The sequence below is a fragment of the Ensifer adhaerens genome (genome assembly GCF_020035535.1).
GTDB lineage: Bacteria > Pseudomonadota > Alphaproteobacteria > Rhizobiales > Rhizobiaceae > Ensifer.
In genome coordinates this window covers 1,026,838-1,042,672 of sequence record NZ_CP083349.1, presented here as the reverse complement: position 1 = coordinate 1,042,672, position 15,835 = coordinate 1,026,838, and the positions used below count along the sequence as shown (strand labels likewise).

The following is a 15,835-nucleotide window of genomic DNA, read 5'->3' as shown; positions in this document are numbered from 1 at the left end:
CCGCGAACGATCATTAGTACCACCATCGGCCCTCGATGAGAACCTAAGGCAATCCCAGATCAAGAGTGGCGCGAGTGACGGGGCTCGAACCCGCGACCTCCGGCGTGACAGGCCGGCACTCTAACCGACTGAGCTACACCCGCATCATCTTGACTTGGTTGAGGCGTTTCCGCCCCGCATCGAGCAGCAGCGCCGTTCGATGAGCGGCTAACTAAGCGGTTCGGATTGGGGTGTCAAGCGTGTTTGAAGACAAATCCGTGACGGAATGAAAATTGATCCACAGGGCAATAAAACGATCGAAATCAGAATGGACCAATGGCGCCTTCCGCCACCGGTCCATCGCCCCTACCCGATCATGCTCTGGTCCATCCGCATACCGGGAGGTTGATTCCGGATCTTCTTCCCTCCCTCCTCCGCGCGTCGTTGCCGGGGCGCCATACGCGTATTTTGTCCACAAGCACGAAGCCCGCAGTTTCAGGGGGTCGCGCAATCGCCAACAAAAAAAATCAAAAAAACGATACAAATGCTCTTGCGGTTTTTTTCGGTTACGCCTAGATCACGGCCACCGACGCGGCGGACTGATCCGGTCCAAACGCGGAAGGGCGATTAGCTCAGTTGGTAGAGCGCCTCGTTTACACCGAGGATGTCGGGAGTTCGAGTCTCTCATCGCCCACCATTTTCTCCCAAAGAAAAACATCACCGAACCTGCCGCATTTGTCACTCACGTATCGCGTCACGTTTGCGATCTGCCTTTCGTTCTGAGTTGCTTTCGCCTTAGAGCTCGGCCGTCAGCGGCCGGGAATCAGGGATTCAACGGGCCCGATCGCGATACCCGCCACCGTCAGCCTCGGCTGAACCAGCAAGACCGCCAAATCCCAATATGTCGGTAGGCGCAGCGGCGCTAGCCGCCGCGATACTGCTCGTCGCTGACATGTTCCAGCCAATCCACAGCCTTGCCGTCGAGCGCCTCCTGAATCGCAAGGTGGACCATGGCCGTATCGGGTGCGGCACCGTGCCAGTGCTTTTCGCCCGGCGGGAACCAGACGACATCGCCCATACGAATCTCCTGCACCGGGCCACCCCAGCTTTGCACGAGGCCACGGCCGGCCGTGACAACCAGGGTCTGGCCGAGCGGATGCGTATGCCAGGCCGTGCGCGCGCCGGGCTCGAAGGTGACGCTGACGGCGCGGACGCGCGCCGGTCCAGCGGCCTCGATTACCGGGTCCTGGCGCACAGTGCCGGTGAAGTATTCCGCCGGAGCGCGCATCGAAGGTCTCGATCCACCGGGTATGATGTCCATCTCTCGTTCCTCCGATTTTCGTATGTGCGCTCGTCGTCAGCAGAAATGCGCTACGGCCAACAGGCCCGACCTCATCCGCGAGCCTATCATAACCTGTGAATTGTCACAGTCGGACAGGCATCACGGGCGATCTCGCAAAGATGTTCGTGGTGCGTCAGATAGATCACCTGGCCGACACGCGCCATTTCGGCCATTTGCTCGAAGGCGCGGCCTGCGCGCCCGTCGTCAAAGGTCTCCATGATGTCGTCGGCGATGAAGGGCAGCGATTCGCGGGCAGCCGCGATTTCGTGATAGCCGGCGATTCTGAGTGCCAGATAGAGCTGGAACCGGGTGCCCTTGGAGAGATCCTTGGCGAGTTTCGATCCGCCGCCGGCGGCATTGGCGATCAGGAATTCCTGTCCCTTGTCGGATTGCGCCGACAGGCCGGAATACTCTCCGCCGCTGATCCGGCTGAAGGTTTCCGAAGCACGGCGCATCATTGCGCTACGGTGGCGCTCGCGGAAAAGCCGAAGCGCCGTCTCGGCCGCGATGACGCCGGCCCGGAGCCGAAGATAGGCAAGCGCCTTGCTCTCGATGTCGAGCAGCAGCGTTCGCCGCTTCTGATCGAGTTCGGCAACCGTATCGCCGCCGTCGACATCGACGAGCGCCTTTTCCTTGCCCCGCATGTCCGTATGCAGCTCGCTGACGTCGCGGTCGCTTTCTTCAAGCGCGGCATCGAGCCGCGCCAGTTCCAACCTAACGGCGGCGTCATCGAGCTCGGCGAGCAACGCCTCGGCCTGCGCGCAAGTGGCTACGCCCAATCGGGAAGCGATATCCGCTTCCAGTTCGGCTATGCGCTGGCGCAGGCGCTCCTGTTCGCGAGCGGCTTCGAACTGCTGCATGGCGTCATCGAGCGTTTCACACTCGAAAAACTCCGTCACGAGGCGCCGGCGCGCCCAATGAATCTCGCGCGCGCCACAGATGGCGCGCCGATCCTCCTCGAGGCGAGCCAATTCCGCCAGGGAAGTTGCCCGGCGGTCGGCAAGCCGTTGGGCCTCGGTGGCACGCGTCTTGAGCGCGGTAAACGTCGCGACCGTATCGTCTGTCGGCGATCCGCCCGCGAGGTCGGCGATATCGCGTTCGAAAGCCGCCTGATCCTTGCGCATCCCGGCGACACGGTACTCCAGATCGGCCTTTCGCTGTGTGTGCTTGTCCAGGTCCTGCAACACCGCAAGCATCGCACCGACCTGCTCCGGCAAGAGCTGCTCGCTGCGGTCGGCAAGCCAGCTCTTGGCAAGCAGTGTGCTCCACTGCTCCTGCCAGGCGGCCATTTCGGTTTCAGCAAGATCCAGGGTCGAGCGTCGGCCTTCGAGAACCGCAGCGCTGCGCTTTGCCGCCTCGCGGGCCGCATTGCGAGCGGCAGCCACGGTCTGCGCCTGCGATACGATGCGCTCCGCGATCAAAAGGAGATCGTCGAGCCGCTCCGACAGCCCTTCTTCAATGCCGATGCCGGCGAGTTCTTCACCGAGCCCGCGAACCGCCTCGGCCTCCTCCGCATGAGCGCGCTCGAATTCCAGACGGACAGCGCGTAGCTGCGCGCGCAGTTCGAGCGCCGAGCCCCTGATGGCGAGCCAGGCTTCCAGTTGCGGCAAGCGCGTGACGCTGGGTAAGCCGCACGACGTCGCGAGGGCTTCCAGAGACTTTGCCTGGGCCGCCATCTCCTCGCGGCATCGCTGCTGCTGCTCACGCAGGGCCGCAAGGCGGGCACGTCGCTCGGTTATCGCAAGCGACAGGCCGCGCAAATCCGCAAGCCGAGCCGTCTCTGTGAGACGCAGCGCCGTAACCTCGTCATCTCTGCCCATAGCCTCTTCGAAAGCGACCGCCGTTTCCAGAAGGAGCTGGCTCTTGTGCCGTTCCCAGGCCTCGTCACGACGGAGGCGTAGTGCCGCGGCAGAACCGTCGTCCAGCGCCCCGCCAACGCCAGACAGCGCGGCCAGCCGCGCCTCCTCGCCCGCAAGCAGTTCCTGCTCGCCGGCGACGCGATCGGAAAGGCGCGCTTGCCGCTCTTCCAATGAAGCCACGACCTTGCGCAACGCCTCAAGTGCTCCGGGTGCGGGAACGCCGAGTGCCAACAGATCGTCGGCGCTGCCAGCGAAAGGCCTCAGCTGCAGCAGTTTGTCGGCAAGTTCCGCTTCAAGACGATCCAGAGATTGCGCGGCGGCCTGCTTCCGCAGCAGGCAGTCGCTGCGGCGCAGCAGCGCCAGACGGCCGGAAAGACCGGAGGTATCCGCGGCTCCCCCCTCTCCCTCGATCCGGGCCAGTTCGCGTTCAGCGGCGCGACATTCTTCGGCGGCAGCTTGCACTTCGTGACGTGCCGCATTGCAACGTTCGACAAGAGCAGAATGACGGCGCGCGAGATCTTGAAGCCGCGCGCCGATCCCAGCCGGCAACAGCAGATCGGCGGGGTCCCGGTCAGCCGGCTCTCCGAGCCGCAGCAGGCAGCCGACGATCTCCGTCGACGTCCGCGTCAATTCTTCCAGTCGCGACGGCATATCGCGCGCGGCAGTGACATAGCGCGCATCGAGCGCGGTCTCCTGCAGCGCCGTCAGCCGCTCAGCCAGGCACAGCCCTTCCTTATCGAGCGGGAATTCTTCCAGAGCGTCGCGGCGACGCTGAATCTCGCTTTCGTTCTGGCGGAGCCGGACTTCGATCTCCGCCTCCTGGCGGCGAAGTGCCGGCAGCTCGGTAACCCACTCGGCCGGCGGGACCGGCAGCACTGGAGCACTTGCCAGCTCCTGGCGAAGTACGCGCAGCCGGCCAAAGTGCGGCAGCGCTTCAATCTCGGCATTAAGGCGAGCGCGCGCGACCCGCAGTTCGGCACGGCGTGTGATCGCCGCCTCGTGGCGGTCGCGGGCTTGCGCCAGGGTCTTGCGCAGGGCCGCGTATTCGCGGGCATTGATATCGAGAGTGTTTCGCTCCGTCCTCAGGGCATCAAGCTGCGCCTTCAGCTCCGCAAGCTGATGCTTGCGCGCCTGCGGCCGATAGAAGGCGTCGGCCTGGCCGCGCAGGGCCGCAAGGATCGCCGTACTGTCCGGCAGGCCGGAGCTTGCGGAAAACAACAGCGAACCGAGTTCTCCCTCGCTCTTCAGGATCGCCTCCCCGCCCTTCTCAATGCTCTCATCGTCGAGCGAAAACATCGTCTGGTAGGTGTCGCGGTCGATGGCGCCCAATGCTCCGGAGAAGAGATTGTCGGGCAGCGGCTGATCATCTGCGCTGACCAGCGAGTTCGTCTTGCGTTTGAGCCGGAACACACGATGCGTCCGACCCGCCGCCTCGATGGTGCCGCCGACCCGCATCGTCGGATAGGGATGCAGGAAGCCGTAAGGGCTCGAATGCTCGATCCCGAAGAGCAGATCGAGGAAGCCCGAAAACATCGTTGATTTGCCGGCCTCGTTGGGCCCGTAGACGATGTGCAGGTCGGGCACACCGGCGACGCTCTCACCAAAGTCGAGCCGGCGATCGGTGAATTTGCCGTAGCGAACGAGATCGAGCGCGGTGAGCCGCATCAGTGCTGCCCCTCGCCTGCACCGCCGCCGTGAAGATGGGCAAGTACCTCCGTGCCTCCCGAAGCGCTGGCCTCGAAGGCGAGCCGCTCGATGGCGTCTTCATCGGGCGCCAACACTTGGCGCAGCTCAGGGGGCAGTTGTTGCAGCAGATCTTCCACCGCTGCCCGGACCTCCTGGCGAAATCCGTGGGCGGGCAGCACATCTGCCTCTACGAGGGCGACCAGCTCATCGACGGGGTCGAGCATCGCCCCCGTCTTTTCCACCATGGGGTTGCTGCAGGCGAGATCCAGCTTTTCGATCCAGCAAACGACGATGCCGGCTGCAATGTTGTCGATCTCGGCGCGCAGCAAATCCGCGTCGCGGCGAAGGCGCCAGGCAAGCGACGTAGCCCCGGTAAGCGTTACACGCAGGATGACGTTTTCCGCCAGCGTATCTGTCGAGACCCGCACAAGCGCCTGTTTGACCGCATCGAGCACATCGCGCCACTCGGAGAGGCCGGAGATATCGACGGACAGGCGCTCGAAACTGGCGATGCCGATCGGCAGCTCGGCAATCTCGGCCCGACCGTCATCATCGAACGCCACCAGCGTCACGCTCTTCACGCCGGCTTCGTTGACATCACGGCCCTGCGGTATGCCGGGCATGACGACGAAGGGCGCCGTCGCGTGTATCTGGCGCTGATGGATATGGCCAAGCGCCCAGTAGTCAAAACCATGTGCCACGAGGTCACCGGTGCTGCACGGAGCGTAGGGATCATGACCAGAGGCGCCGGCAAGGCTCGTGTGCAACATGCCGATGTTGAGCGCACCTGGTGTGGGCGGTTGAAAGGCCGGCAACAGGCTTTCCGGGGCGTGCGGGCTGGCGAAGCTCACCCCGTGTACATAGACATCGCGCCCACTTGCCAAGGTCTTTGCAAGAACGGCCTTCGATCGGCCTTTGAACACATGCGCCGAAGGCGGCAGGGTGAGCTCGTTGGTCACCTGCGATTGGGCATCGTGGTTGCCACGAATGATGAAGGTCCGAATCCCCGTCTCGTCCAGCCGGCGCAATTCCCGCCCAAGAAACAGCGCTGTGTTCATCGACGTCTGGCTGCCGTCATAAAGATCGCCTGCAATCAGCAGCGCATCGACTTTCTCGGCGATGCAGAGATCGACGATCTTGACGAAGGCGCGCCTGGACGCCCCCCGCACGATCTCGGCAAGATCGGCATTTCTGAGGGCGAGGCTGCGGAGAGGCGAATCGAGATGAAGATCTGCGGTATGGACGAAGCGGAAGGGCATGGCCGACCATGGCCCGGCAGGCTGGCGCCCGTCAATCAGTGTCGGCCCTTCATCCACGTGGGAGATTGGCCCGCACTCGACGCGCAAATTTCAGACCGCCTAAGTAAAACCAAGACTAATACAGAACATCCCCGTGGCGATTGCCGAATGCGAACGATCAACAGCAGCCCCAGAGTACCTGCAAATATCAGATTATACTCACTTTAATCGATTAGGGCTTTTGTAATATCTTGTTCGCTAGGTTTCCGCCGGCTGCGCTCGAAGCGCATCCAGGCACCGGAATGATTCCTGCTTCGGCATCCGCTCCGTCATGACGATCAAGAGCCGGAACGACTTCATCAAGCACAGCTTTTATGGACGGCCGTCCTTCCGGGGGGAACCTATGTCACGGCTCAAGATTTCACATACGCTCATTGCCCTTTTCCTCGTGGTCGCCGCTATCGTCACGGCGCTGGCCGTCTCCTCGCTCGGCGGCATCAAGATGATGAACGAGCGCAACAACGAGATCGCCACCACCTGGCTGCCGCGCGTCTCGCTTTCCCGCGCGCTCGAAACCCAGCTTTCGGACACGCGCATGGCCTTTGCGCGCCACCTGATCTCGCTGACGCCCTTCGAAAAGAAAGCCGCCGAGAAAGTCATCGGCCAGACCGTCGAAGGCTTCAACAAGCTCGCCGACGACTATGCCGCGCTGATGGTGACGGATGCCGACAAGGCCGCGCTGGAAAAAGTGCGCGGCGCCTACCAGGCCTACCTCTCGATTGCCGACGGCATGGTGAAGCTCTCCAACAATCTCGAGAACATGAAGGCGCAGAGCGTCTTCAAGGTCGAGATGCGGGAGACCGAGCAGAAGGTCGACGAGGCGATCAAGGAAGTGCGCGCGATCAACCTCGCCGGTGCCGATGCAGCGGTTGCAGCAAGCTCGGCCACGCATGACCAGATCCGCATGATCGAAATGGCGGTCATCGCCGTTGCCGCCATCATCGTGCTCGGTGCCATTCTTTATGCCGTGCGCGGCATTGCCCGCCCGATCCAGATCATCACCCGTTCGATGGCGCGCCTTGCGGAGGGCGACACGGAAAGCAACATCCCCTACGGTGCCCGCAAGGACGAAATCGGCGAGATGGCCCGTGCCGTCGAAGTCTTCCGCCAGGCGGCGATCACCAACCAGCAGCTCGAAGCAGATGCCCAGGCACAGCGCGCCCAGGCTGAGGCCGATCGCCTGCGTCTGACCGAAGAAGCGGAAGTCGCGGCCCAGCGCCGCCTCCAGGAAGCAACGGCGGGTCTCGCCGGCGGTCTGCGCCGTCTTGCCTCCGGCGATCTCGCCTTCCAGCTCAACGAACCCTTCGCACCGGACTTCGAGCAGCTTCGCCACGACCTGAACCAGGCCGTCGCCCAGCTCGCCGATACGCTCGCGGCCGTTTCGGCGAGCTCCGGCAGCATCGACAGCGGTGCGCGCGAAGTCAGCCAGAGCGCTGACGACCTGTCGCGCCGGACCGAGCAGCAGGCCGCCTCGCTGGAAGAGACGGCCGCAGCTCTCGACCAGATCACCGCCAATGTCGGCAACTCCTCGAAGCGCACCCATGAGGCGCGCACGGTGGCCAGCCAGGCCAATGAAAGCGCCCGCAAGTCCGGCGCGATCGTCTCGGGTGCGGTCGATGCCATGGGGCGTATCGAGCATTCATCGAGCCAGATCTCCAACATCATCGGTGTGATCGACGAGATCGCCTTCCAGACCAACCTTCTGGCGCTGAATGCCGGCGTCGAAGCGGCCCGGGCCGGCGATGCCGGCAAGGGCTTTGCCGTCGTCGCCCAGGAAGTGCGCGAGCTTGCCCAGCGCTCGGCCAATGCGGCCAAGGAGATCAAGGACCTGATCCGCAACTCCACCGTCGAAGTCGAAAGCGGCGTCCGGCTCGTGCGCGAAACCGGCGAAGCTCTGCGCACCATCGAAGGCTTCATCGTCACGATCAACCAGCACATGGATGCGATCGCCGTTTCGGCACAGGAACAGTCTGCCGGACTGTCGGAGGTCAATACCGCGGTCAACCAGATGGATCAGGTCACCCAACAGAACGCAGCCATGGTCGAGGAAGCCAATGCCGCAAGCGCCACGCTTGCCCAGGAAGCCGGCCGCCTGCGCGAACTGATCGCTCGCTTCACATTGGAAGAGGCCCAGGCCCACGGCTATGCGCCCTCCACCGGCTCGACACGTCGGGCGGCATAATCCGGCGCGGCTCGCGCGCGTTGCGAGCCGTCCCCGCGGAATTCTCGTTCGACGCTCAAGTCTCCGCGTCGAAGCAGGACCGCTCTAAACGCGAAATTCTTGCGACTTGCAAGTCAAACGGCCGCCGGCAACGGCGGCCGTTTCTTTGTCGGCAAGGTACTTACCGTGAAACGCGGGAGGTTTGTGTCGACAAATGCGGCAATTATAACTATCACTAATGTTACTGCCATTTCACATGGCACCTCATGAAATTTCAACGACGATCATGAAGAAGACATTCGAAGTTTCAGATAGACTGTTCGAGCTTTACCACCGGGTTCACCGGCTGGTGAACGAATCGATGACCGAAGAAGGCGTGTCGCTGGCACGCAGCAAATTCCTCTTCTTTCTCAGCAAGCTCGGCCCCTGCCGCTCGACCGATATCGCCTGTGCGCTGAATTTCGCGCCGCGTACGGTCACCGAGGCCATCGATGGCCTGGAACGTGACCGCCTGGTCATGCGCAAGCCCGACCCCGAAGACCGGCGCGCCAAGATCGTCTCGATTACCGAAACGGGCCGCATCGTGCTCGAAGCCGCCGAGCATCCGCGCAAGCAGTTGCTCGAAGAGATCTTCTCGGCGCTCGACGACGAAGAACTCGACGCGCTCTACGACATTGTCGGCAAGCTGGTCGACAAGACGGACGATATCCGCAAGCGCAAGGACGAAGAGGAAGCGGCGCAGGTCGCCGTCGCCCGCTAATAGCGGCTCCTTCCACCGGATCGCACAATGCCGAAAAATAGAAAGAGGCCGGGACATCATGTCCCGGCCTCTTCCGTTTTTCTCCGGGCGATAACGCTTACATCGCGTTGATGGCGCCAATGGAGAAGAACAGGGTCTCGCCGGAGGAATCGTCGACACCGTCGTTGTCGGTGACGACGTAGCCGTTGCCGGCGGCATCGACGGTGAAGCCTTCGACCTTGTCGACGACATAGCCGTTGAGTGCCTTCAGTTCCGGAATGAGGTCACGAACCTCTTCCTTCTTGACGACGGGCAGATCGCCACCGAGTGCCGCCGGCTTCAGTTCCGTCAGCGCGACGCGGTAGATCTTCTTGAGCTTGGCGGCCTGGCCGATCAGGTTGTCGCGCTCGATGATGTAGACGTAGTCGCCATGGACGGAAATTTCCGACAGGCCAACCCAGCCTTCGCCGGCCTTTTCCAGCGGGTAGCGCACTGCGCCCCATTCTTCGCTCTTCGGATTATAGGAAACGAGTTTGACGAAGCCCTTCTCGTCGTCCTTCCATTCGCGCTGCACGGCCATCCATAGCGTCTGGTCGTCGCCTTCGCCAACAACCGTGATGCCTTCGAAGCCGAAGCGAGTTTCGCCGGCACGCAGGGCCTCAGGCAGGGCGATTTCCTTCTTGATCTCGCCCTTCTTGTTCACGTGGAAGATCGCGTGGCTGTAGAGCTTGTCGGAGTTGCCTTCGGATGCGAGCCAGAAGCCCCCTTCCCCGTCATTGGCAATGCCTTCGATGTCGAGCTTCTGCGCTGGCGCACCATCACGGGTAATGGCGAGCGCTTCGGTGATCAGCGCCGGCTTCTGCGTGGCGTCGATCGTGAAGATCGTCGGCTGCGACGAGTAGACCGAATCGTTGACGGCGCGCAGGAAGCCCGGCTTGTCTGCAACGGCAGCCAGACCGGAAAGTGCGCCGAAGCCGATCGGCAGGCCGTCCTTCTCGGCGGAGCGGATCTGCGGATAGGCAGCCTCGCCTTCACCGCGCTCGTAGATCATGACGTGCGAACGCGCGCCGCCGTCCTCGACGAGATCGAGTTCGTTGGCGGTCGCAAGCAGGTTGCGCGACGGGATCGCGACGGCGCCCTCCGGCGAGATGCCTGATGGCAGGAGCTGCAGCAGCTCAGGCTCCGCACCGGTGTCCTTGTAAACGCCGACGACCGAAGCGCGTTCGGCGAGCAGGAAGAACAGGTTGTCGTCGCCGAACTTCGCTGCTTCCAGCCCCTCGGGTTCGACACCCTTGGCCGACGAGCGCTTTTCCGGGTAGTGACCGATCGCGGCGACGGCGTGCTCGAAGCTGGCGCCCGATTCGTAGAGGACCTTGCCAGTCGTATCGAAGATAGTGAAGCCGCGCGAACCGCCTTCGTAGTCGCCTTCGTTGGCAATGACGATCCGGTTGTCGTCAAGCCACTTCACGGCGTCAGGCTCGCGCTTGCGGCCCGGCTGCTCGTCCTTGAAGGCGATCGCACCGTTGCGCTTGGTGTCGATGTTCTTGAGGTCGACCGTACCGGCGGAGAAATGCGTCTTCACCGTCGCGGTCTTGCCGTCGATGATGATGATATGGTTGTTTTCCTGCAGCGTGAGCGCAATCTCGTCCTTGCTGTTGAAGGAGACGAATTCCGGCTCCGGATCCTCGCCGGCGATTTCGGCAAGACCGGTCAGCGTCACGCGCTTCAGCGAGCCGCAATCGGCCACACCGTCCTTCAGCGACAGGATCACCAGGTCGCCGGCCGGCATCTGCGGGATCTTGCCGTCGTTCAGTTCCTCGTCGCGCTCGTTTTCGATGGCGACGGCCGCAAGCGTGCGGTCCTTGTTGACAGCGACCGAATCCGGCTGACCACCGAGATCACAGGTGCTCTCCACCTTCTTCGATGCCAGGTCGACGATAGCCAGGAGACCGGAAGGCTTGACGAAGCTTTCGCGCGTGTTGACCGCAACGAGCGCCTTACCGCCGGCAACGGTAACGGAGGTCGGCTCACCGTCGAAAGAAATCGTACCGGCGGCCTTCGGTGCGTTGGCATCGGTGATGTCGATCAGGCCGACGCGCTTGCCCGGGCTGTCGGAGTAGATCAGCGTATTTCCGTCTTCGCTGGCGGTGATGATCTCGGCGGACGTCGGCGCCTTGCGCGCGTCACCTTCCGGAAGATTGTCTGCGACAGCAAAGGACGCAATGCGGTTGAAGACGGGCTCGGCCGCCGCGGGAAAAGCCGCGGAAGCGAGGAGGACGGCGGCAAGCGCCGTTACGCGCGATCTAATGGTCATGAAATCCCCCATGGACACTTCTGAAAAACATGGGGTTTCTGCGCGATGGGGATGACAGCCGAATGACAGCCGAACGGTTTTGCACCATTCAGGCGGCCACGGTCTCCCGCTCGCGCCGAATCTCGTTGCGCATGATGAACAGCGACGCGCCGAGGATCAGGATCGCGCCGATCCAGAGATAGCCCGTCGGCGCATAACCAAAGACCAGCCAGCCGGCGAAGACATTGAGCGGCAGCTTCAAATCATCGAAGGGCTGCACATAGGCAGCGTCGGCAACCGTATAGGCAAGCGTCAGCAAGTACTGCGCGAAAACGGTCATGACCCCGGCCAGCAGGAGAAGGCCGAGCGCCGCGCCATCCGGCACCGCAAAACCGGCGGTGAGTGCAATGACGCCATTGATCGGGGTCAGAAGGACAAGCAGCCAGATGGTGATGGTTTCGGGACGCTCGCTGCCTGTCAAGTTCTTGGTGATGAGCGACGAGGCGCCCCAGAGCAGCGCGGAGAGGATCGGCAGAAGTGCTGCCCAGGTGAAGCTGTCCGACCAGGGCTGGAGAATGATCATCGCGCCGGCAAAACCGACCGCCGTTGCGGTCCAGCGCGCCGGCCCGACCCGTTCGCCGAGGAACAGGCGGGCGCCGAGGATGATGAAGAAGGGCGAGGTCATGACCAGAGCAATCGCTTGCCAGATCGGCACATGGGCAAGGCCGGAGACCCAGGCTCCGACGCCGAAGGCGGCAAGCGCCACACGCACCACGTGACGCCAGGGGTAATCGGTGCGCATCGCCGAAAGCCCGACGCGGCGTAGGAACGGCAAAGAAAAGAGGAAGGCGAAGGCATATTGCCAGAAGGCGGTGGCGGCAGCGGGGAAGCCGAGCTTCATCGTCAGCCATTGGGTGACGACATTGAGGCCGGCGAAGGCAATACCGGCCAGCACCATGAAGCCGGCTCCGGCCATGGCGCGCGAGGAGGAGAAACCGAGGGAAGTCTGATTCATGTCATGCATCCTGAACACTGGACAAACACAAATCAGGACGCATGAGCGCACGGCACGACGCCGGGCAACCTCTGCCCTTCGTGCCGACGATCATTCTCTTTCATCCGGACTATGACCGTCGGCTCCGGAATTGCACCGGATCTGCTGACCCCTTCCCCGTTGCAGGGGAAAGGCGCTCGCGGGCTTGAGCCACACCACGTGCGACAGCGACCTTTGCGCATCTTGAAGGATGCGCGGCGCTGTGGAGCCCTTACCGCCGGTGGGGATTTTCACCCCGCCCTGAGAATGGGCAAGCCGTAGAGCAAATGGCGGGAGGCCGCAAGGGCCGCCCCCGAAATGCGAAAGGGTCCGGCTTTCGCCGAACCCTCGAATACCTGGACTGCCGGCCTCGTGTCCGGCCGCCAAGCAAATCTGATCAGCCGTTGACGGCGTCCTTCAGGCCCTTGCCGGCCGTGAACTTCGGCACGTTACGAGCCGGAATGTCAACTTCCGCACCCGTGGACGGGTTGCGGCCCTTCGAGGCTTCGCGGCGCGAAACCGAGAAGTTGCCGAAGCCGACCAGGCGAATGTCGCCGCCGTTCTTCAGCTCGCCCTGGATGGTCTCGAAAACTGCATCAACTGCAGAAGATGCGTCGGTCTTGGAAAGTCCGGCCTTCTCAGCAACGGCAGACACGAGCTCATTTTTGTTCATGTTTCCACCCCTTTCAGATTGGTTCGAAACAACTGTGTTTTAAGCCGCGGCGGCTTGCGCATCGCCCGCGTCTTGCCTTTCCCAATTGCGCCTAATCCCTTGGAATGCAAGGCTTGCAGCGTGCTTTTACAACAAAAAAGACCGGCCAGAGGCCGGTCTTCCCAATTTTTCTGCAAAATGGGCGCCGCGTGAGGTCGCTGCGCCCATTCACTGGCACTTTTTAGTGGGCGATCGAAGAGCCCGCTTCGTCCTGCGAATCAACCGCTGCGACGGTTGCCGGCTCGTTTGCCGGGTCCCATTCGATCGGTTCCGGCATGCGCACCAGAGCGTGTTCAAGCACTTCGCCCATCCGCGAAACCGGGATGATTTCGAGCGCGTTCTTCACGTTGTCCGGGATCTCGGCGAGATCCTTGGCGTTCTCCTCAGGGATGAGCACCTTCTTGATGCCACCCCGGAGAGCCGCCAGGAGCTTCTCCTTGAGGCCACCGATCGGCAGTACGCGGCCGCGCAGCGTGATCTCGCCGGTCATCGCGACATCCTTGGAGATCGGGATGCCGGTCATGATCGACACGATCGTGGTTGCCATGGCGACACCGGCCGACGGACCATCCTTCGGCGTCGCGCCTTCCGGTACGTGCACGTGGATGTCACGCTTGTCGAACAGCGGCGGTTCGATGCCAAAGTCGATTGCGCGCGAACGGACATAGGAGGCCGCCGCGGAAATCGATTCCTTCATCACGTCGCGCAGGTTACCGGTGACGGTCATGCGACCCTTTCCGGGCATCATGACGCCTTCGATCGTCAGCAGCTCGCCGCCGACCTCGGTCCATGCGAGACCGGTGACAACACCGATCTGATCGTCACGTTCGGCTTCGCCGTGGCGGAAGCGCGGAACGCCCAGATAGTCGTTGATGTTGTCCGCGGTCACTTCGACCTTCTTGGCCTTGCCCTTGATGATCTCGGTCACGGCCTTGCGGGCGAGCTTCATCAGCTCGCGTTCGAAGTTACGCACACCGGCTTCGCGGGTGTAGGTCTGGATGACCGCCATCAGCGCACCGTCGGTGACCGAGAACTCCTTCGGCTGCAGCGCGTGGTCGCGGATCGCCTTCGGCAGCAGGTGCCGCTTGGCGATTTCCAGCTTTTCCTCTTCAGTGTAGCCGGCGATGCGGATCACTTCCATGCGGTCCATCAACGGCGCCGGAATATTCAGCGTGTTGGCGGTGGTGATGAACATCACGTTGGACAGGTCGTATTCGACTTCCAGGTAGTGGTCCATGAAGGTCGAGTTCTGTTCCGGATCCAGCACCTCGAGCAGCGCCGACGACGGATCGCCGCGGAAGTCCTGGCCCATCTTGTCGATTTCGTCGAGCAGGAACAGCGGGTTGGACCGCTTCGCCTTCTTCATCGACTGAACGACCTTGCCCGGCATGGAGCCGATATAGGTGCGGCGGTGGCCACGGATTTCGGCTTCGTCACGAACGCCGCCGAGCGCCATGCGCACATATTCGCGGCCGGTCGCCTTGGCGATCGACTTGGCGAGTGAGGTCTTGCCGACGCCCGGAGGGCCGACGAGGCACAGGATCGGGCCCTTGATCTTGGTCGAACGCGCCTGCACAGCAAGATACTCGACGATCCGCTCCTTGACCTTGTCGAGACCAAAGTGATCGACGTTGAGCACTTCCTCGGCATGGTTGAGGTCAGTCTTGATCTTCGACTTCTTGCCCCAGGGCAGCCCGAGCAGCCAATCGAGGTAGTTGCGAACCACGGTGGCTTCCGCGGACATCGGGCTCATCTGGCGCAGCTTCTTCAGCTCCGCGTCAGCCTTTTCGCGCGCTTCCTTGGAAAGCTTCGTCTTGGCGATGCGCTCCTCGATCTCGGCCATCTCGTCGCGGCCATCTTCACCGTCGCCGAGTTCCTTCTGGATCGCCTTCATCTGTTCGTTGAGGTAGTACTCGCGCTGGGTCTTCTCCATCTGGCGCTTGACGCGCGAGCGGATGCGCTTTTCGACCTGCAGGACGGAAATCTCACCTTCCATGAAGCCGAGCGCCTTTTCCAGACGCATCTTCACGCTGGTGGTCTCCAGCATTTCCTGCTTTTCGACGATCTTGATCGACAGGTGCGAAGCGACCGTATCGGCGAGCTTCGAATAGTCTTCGATCTGGCTGGCGACGCCGACGACCTCGGGAGAAATCTTCTTGTTGAGCTTTACGTAGCTTTCGAACTCGGAGACGACCGAGCGGCTAAGCGCCTCGATCTCGACCGGATCTTCTTCCGGCTCGCTCAGCGTATGCGCCGAAGCCTCGTAGAATTCCTCGCGCGGCGTGTAGCCGTCGATCTTGGCGCGCGCACGGCCTTCCACCAGCACCTTGACGGTGCCGTCGGGCAGTTTCAGCAATTGCAGGACATTGGCGACGGTGCCGACTTCATAGATCGCAGAGGGTTCCGGATCGTCGTCGGTGGCATTGATCTGGGTGGCAAGCATGATCTGCTTGTCGGTGCCCATGACTTCCTCAAGCGCACGGATCGACTTTTCACGGCCGACGAAGAGCGGCACGATCATGTGCGGGAAGACTACGATGTCGCGGAGCGGCAGGACCGGGTAGGTCGCGCTTTCAGTCGCCGGTGACGTTTTGTTCGTCATGTCATTTCCTTTCCGTCCCGATTTCGGGCCCGTTCCCGGGAGCCCCGCAGGCACTCCCGGTTGTCATATTTTCCACATGAAAGTGGAGTGCCACCGCGTCCATTTCAAGGCTGGACGCGACACCCACCAAC

Annotated in this window: 9 protein-coding genes, 2 tRNA genes and 1 riboswitch; of the genes, 3 read left to right on the top strand and 8 right to left on the bottom strand. The window is 62.4% G+C overall.

What is annotated here, in order from left to right:
• Nucleotides 1-66: 66 nt before the first annotated feature.
• Nucleotides 67-143 (bottom strand) — tRNA-Asp (locus LAC81_RS05045).
• A 457-nt stretch (nucleotides 144-600) separates the two neighbouring features.
• On the opposite strand from LAC81_RS05045, the gene LAC81_RS05040 reads away from it, so the two are divergent.
• Nucleotides 601-676 (top strand) — tRNA-Val (locus tag LAC81_RS05040).
• A gap of 225 nt (nucleotides 677-901) precedes the next feature.
• Here LAC81_RS05040 and LAC81_RS05035 read toward each other — a convergent pair.
• The 3 genes from LAC81_RS05035 to LAC81_RS05025 form a co-directional block, all read right to left on the bottom strand.
• A complete protein-coding gene (locus LAC81_RS05035) occupies nucleotides 902-1,300 on the bottom strand; it encodes a cupin domain-containing protein (RefSeq protein ID WP_223726962.1) in 399 nt (132 codons plus the stop codon).
• An 86-nt stretch (nucleotides 1,301-1,386) separates the two neighbouring features.
• The gene (locus tag LAC81_RS05030; RefSeq protein WP_223726961.1) at nucleotides 1,387-4,845 is read right to left on the bottom strand and encodes an ATP-binding protein; all 3,459 of its coding nucleotides are present in this window, start codon (nucleotides 4,843-4,845) and stop codon (nucleotides 1,387-1,389) included.
• Entirely contained in the window at nucleotides 4,845-6,125 is a 1,281-nt protein-coding gene (locus tag LAC81_RS05025) for a metallophosphoesterase family protein (RefSeq protein ID WP_223726960.1), read from the bottom strand. Before LAC81_RS05025 ends, LAC81_RS05030 begins: the two co-directional genes overlap by 1 nt.
• Nucleotides 6,126-6,507: 382 nt before the next feature.
• Between LAC81_RS05025 and LAC81_RS05020 the strand changes: the two genes are divergently transcribed.
• Together LAC81_RS05020 and LAC81_RS05015 are read left to right on the top strand one after the other, a co-directional pair.
• Nucleotides 6,508-8,346: a methyl-accepting chemotaxis protein gene (locus LAC81_RS05020; protein ID WP_223726959.1), complete on the top strand. Its 1,839-nt coding sequence runs from the start codon at nucleotides 6,508-6,510 to the stop codon at nucleotides 8,344-8,346.
• 265 nt (nucleotides 8,347-8,611) lie between these two features.
• Nucleotides 8,612-9,085, top strand: coding sequence for a MarR family winged helix-turn-helix transcriptional regulator (locus LAC81_RS05015; RefSeq protein ID WP_113536975.1), 474 nt, complete (start codon nucleotides 8,612-8,614; stop codon nucleotides 9,083-9,085).
• Nucleotides 9,086-9,182: 97 nt separating this feature from the next.
• Here LAC81_RS05015 and LAC81_RS05010 read toward each other — a convergent pair whose 3' ends face one another.
• The 4 genes from LAC81_RS05010 to lon all read right to left on the bottom strand — a co-directional run bounded on the left by LAC81_RS05010 (nucleotide 9,183) and on the right by lon (nucleotide 15,704).
• Nucleotides 9,183-11,390, bottom strand: coding sequence for an esterase-like activity of phytase family protein (locus LAC81_RS05010; protein ID WP_223726958.1), 2,208 nt, complete (start codon nucleotides 11,388-11,390; stop codon nucleotides 9,183-9,185).
• A gap of 76 nt (nucleotides 11,391-11,466) precedes the next feature.
• Nucleotides 11,467-12,381: a DMT family transporter gene (locus tag LAC81_RS05005; protein ID WP_419195802.1), complete on the bottom strand. Its 915-nt coding sequence runs from the start codon at nucleotides 12,379-12,381 to the stop codon at nucleotides 11,467-11,469.
• A 79-nt stretch (nucleotides 12,382-12,460) separates the two neighbouring features.
• Nucleotides 12,461-12,663, bottom strand: a riboswitch (FMN riboswitch).
• A gap of 124 nt (nucleotides 12,664-12,787) precedes the next feature.
• Entirely contained in the window at nucleotides 12,788-13,063 is a 276-nt protein-coding gene (gene hupB, locus LAC81_RS05000) for a DNA-binding protein HupB (protein ID WP_065777403.1), read from the bottom strand.
• Between the two features lie 220 nt (nucleotides 13,064-13,283).
• Nucleotides 13,284-15,704, bottom strand: a complete 2,421-nt coding sequence (gene lon / locus LAC81_RS04995; RefSeq protein WP_223726956.1) for an endopeptidase La — start codon at nucleotides 15,702-15,704, stop codon at nucleotides 13,284-13,286.
• Nucleotides 15,705-15,835: the final 131 nt, after the last annotated feature.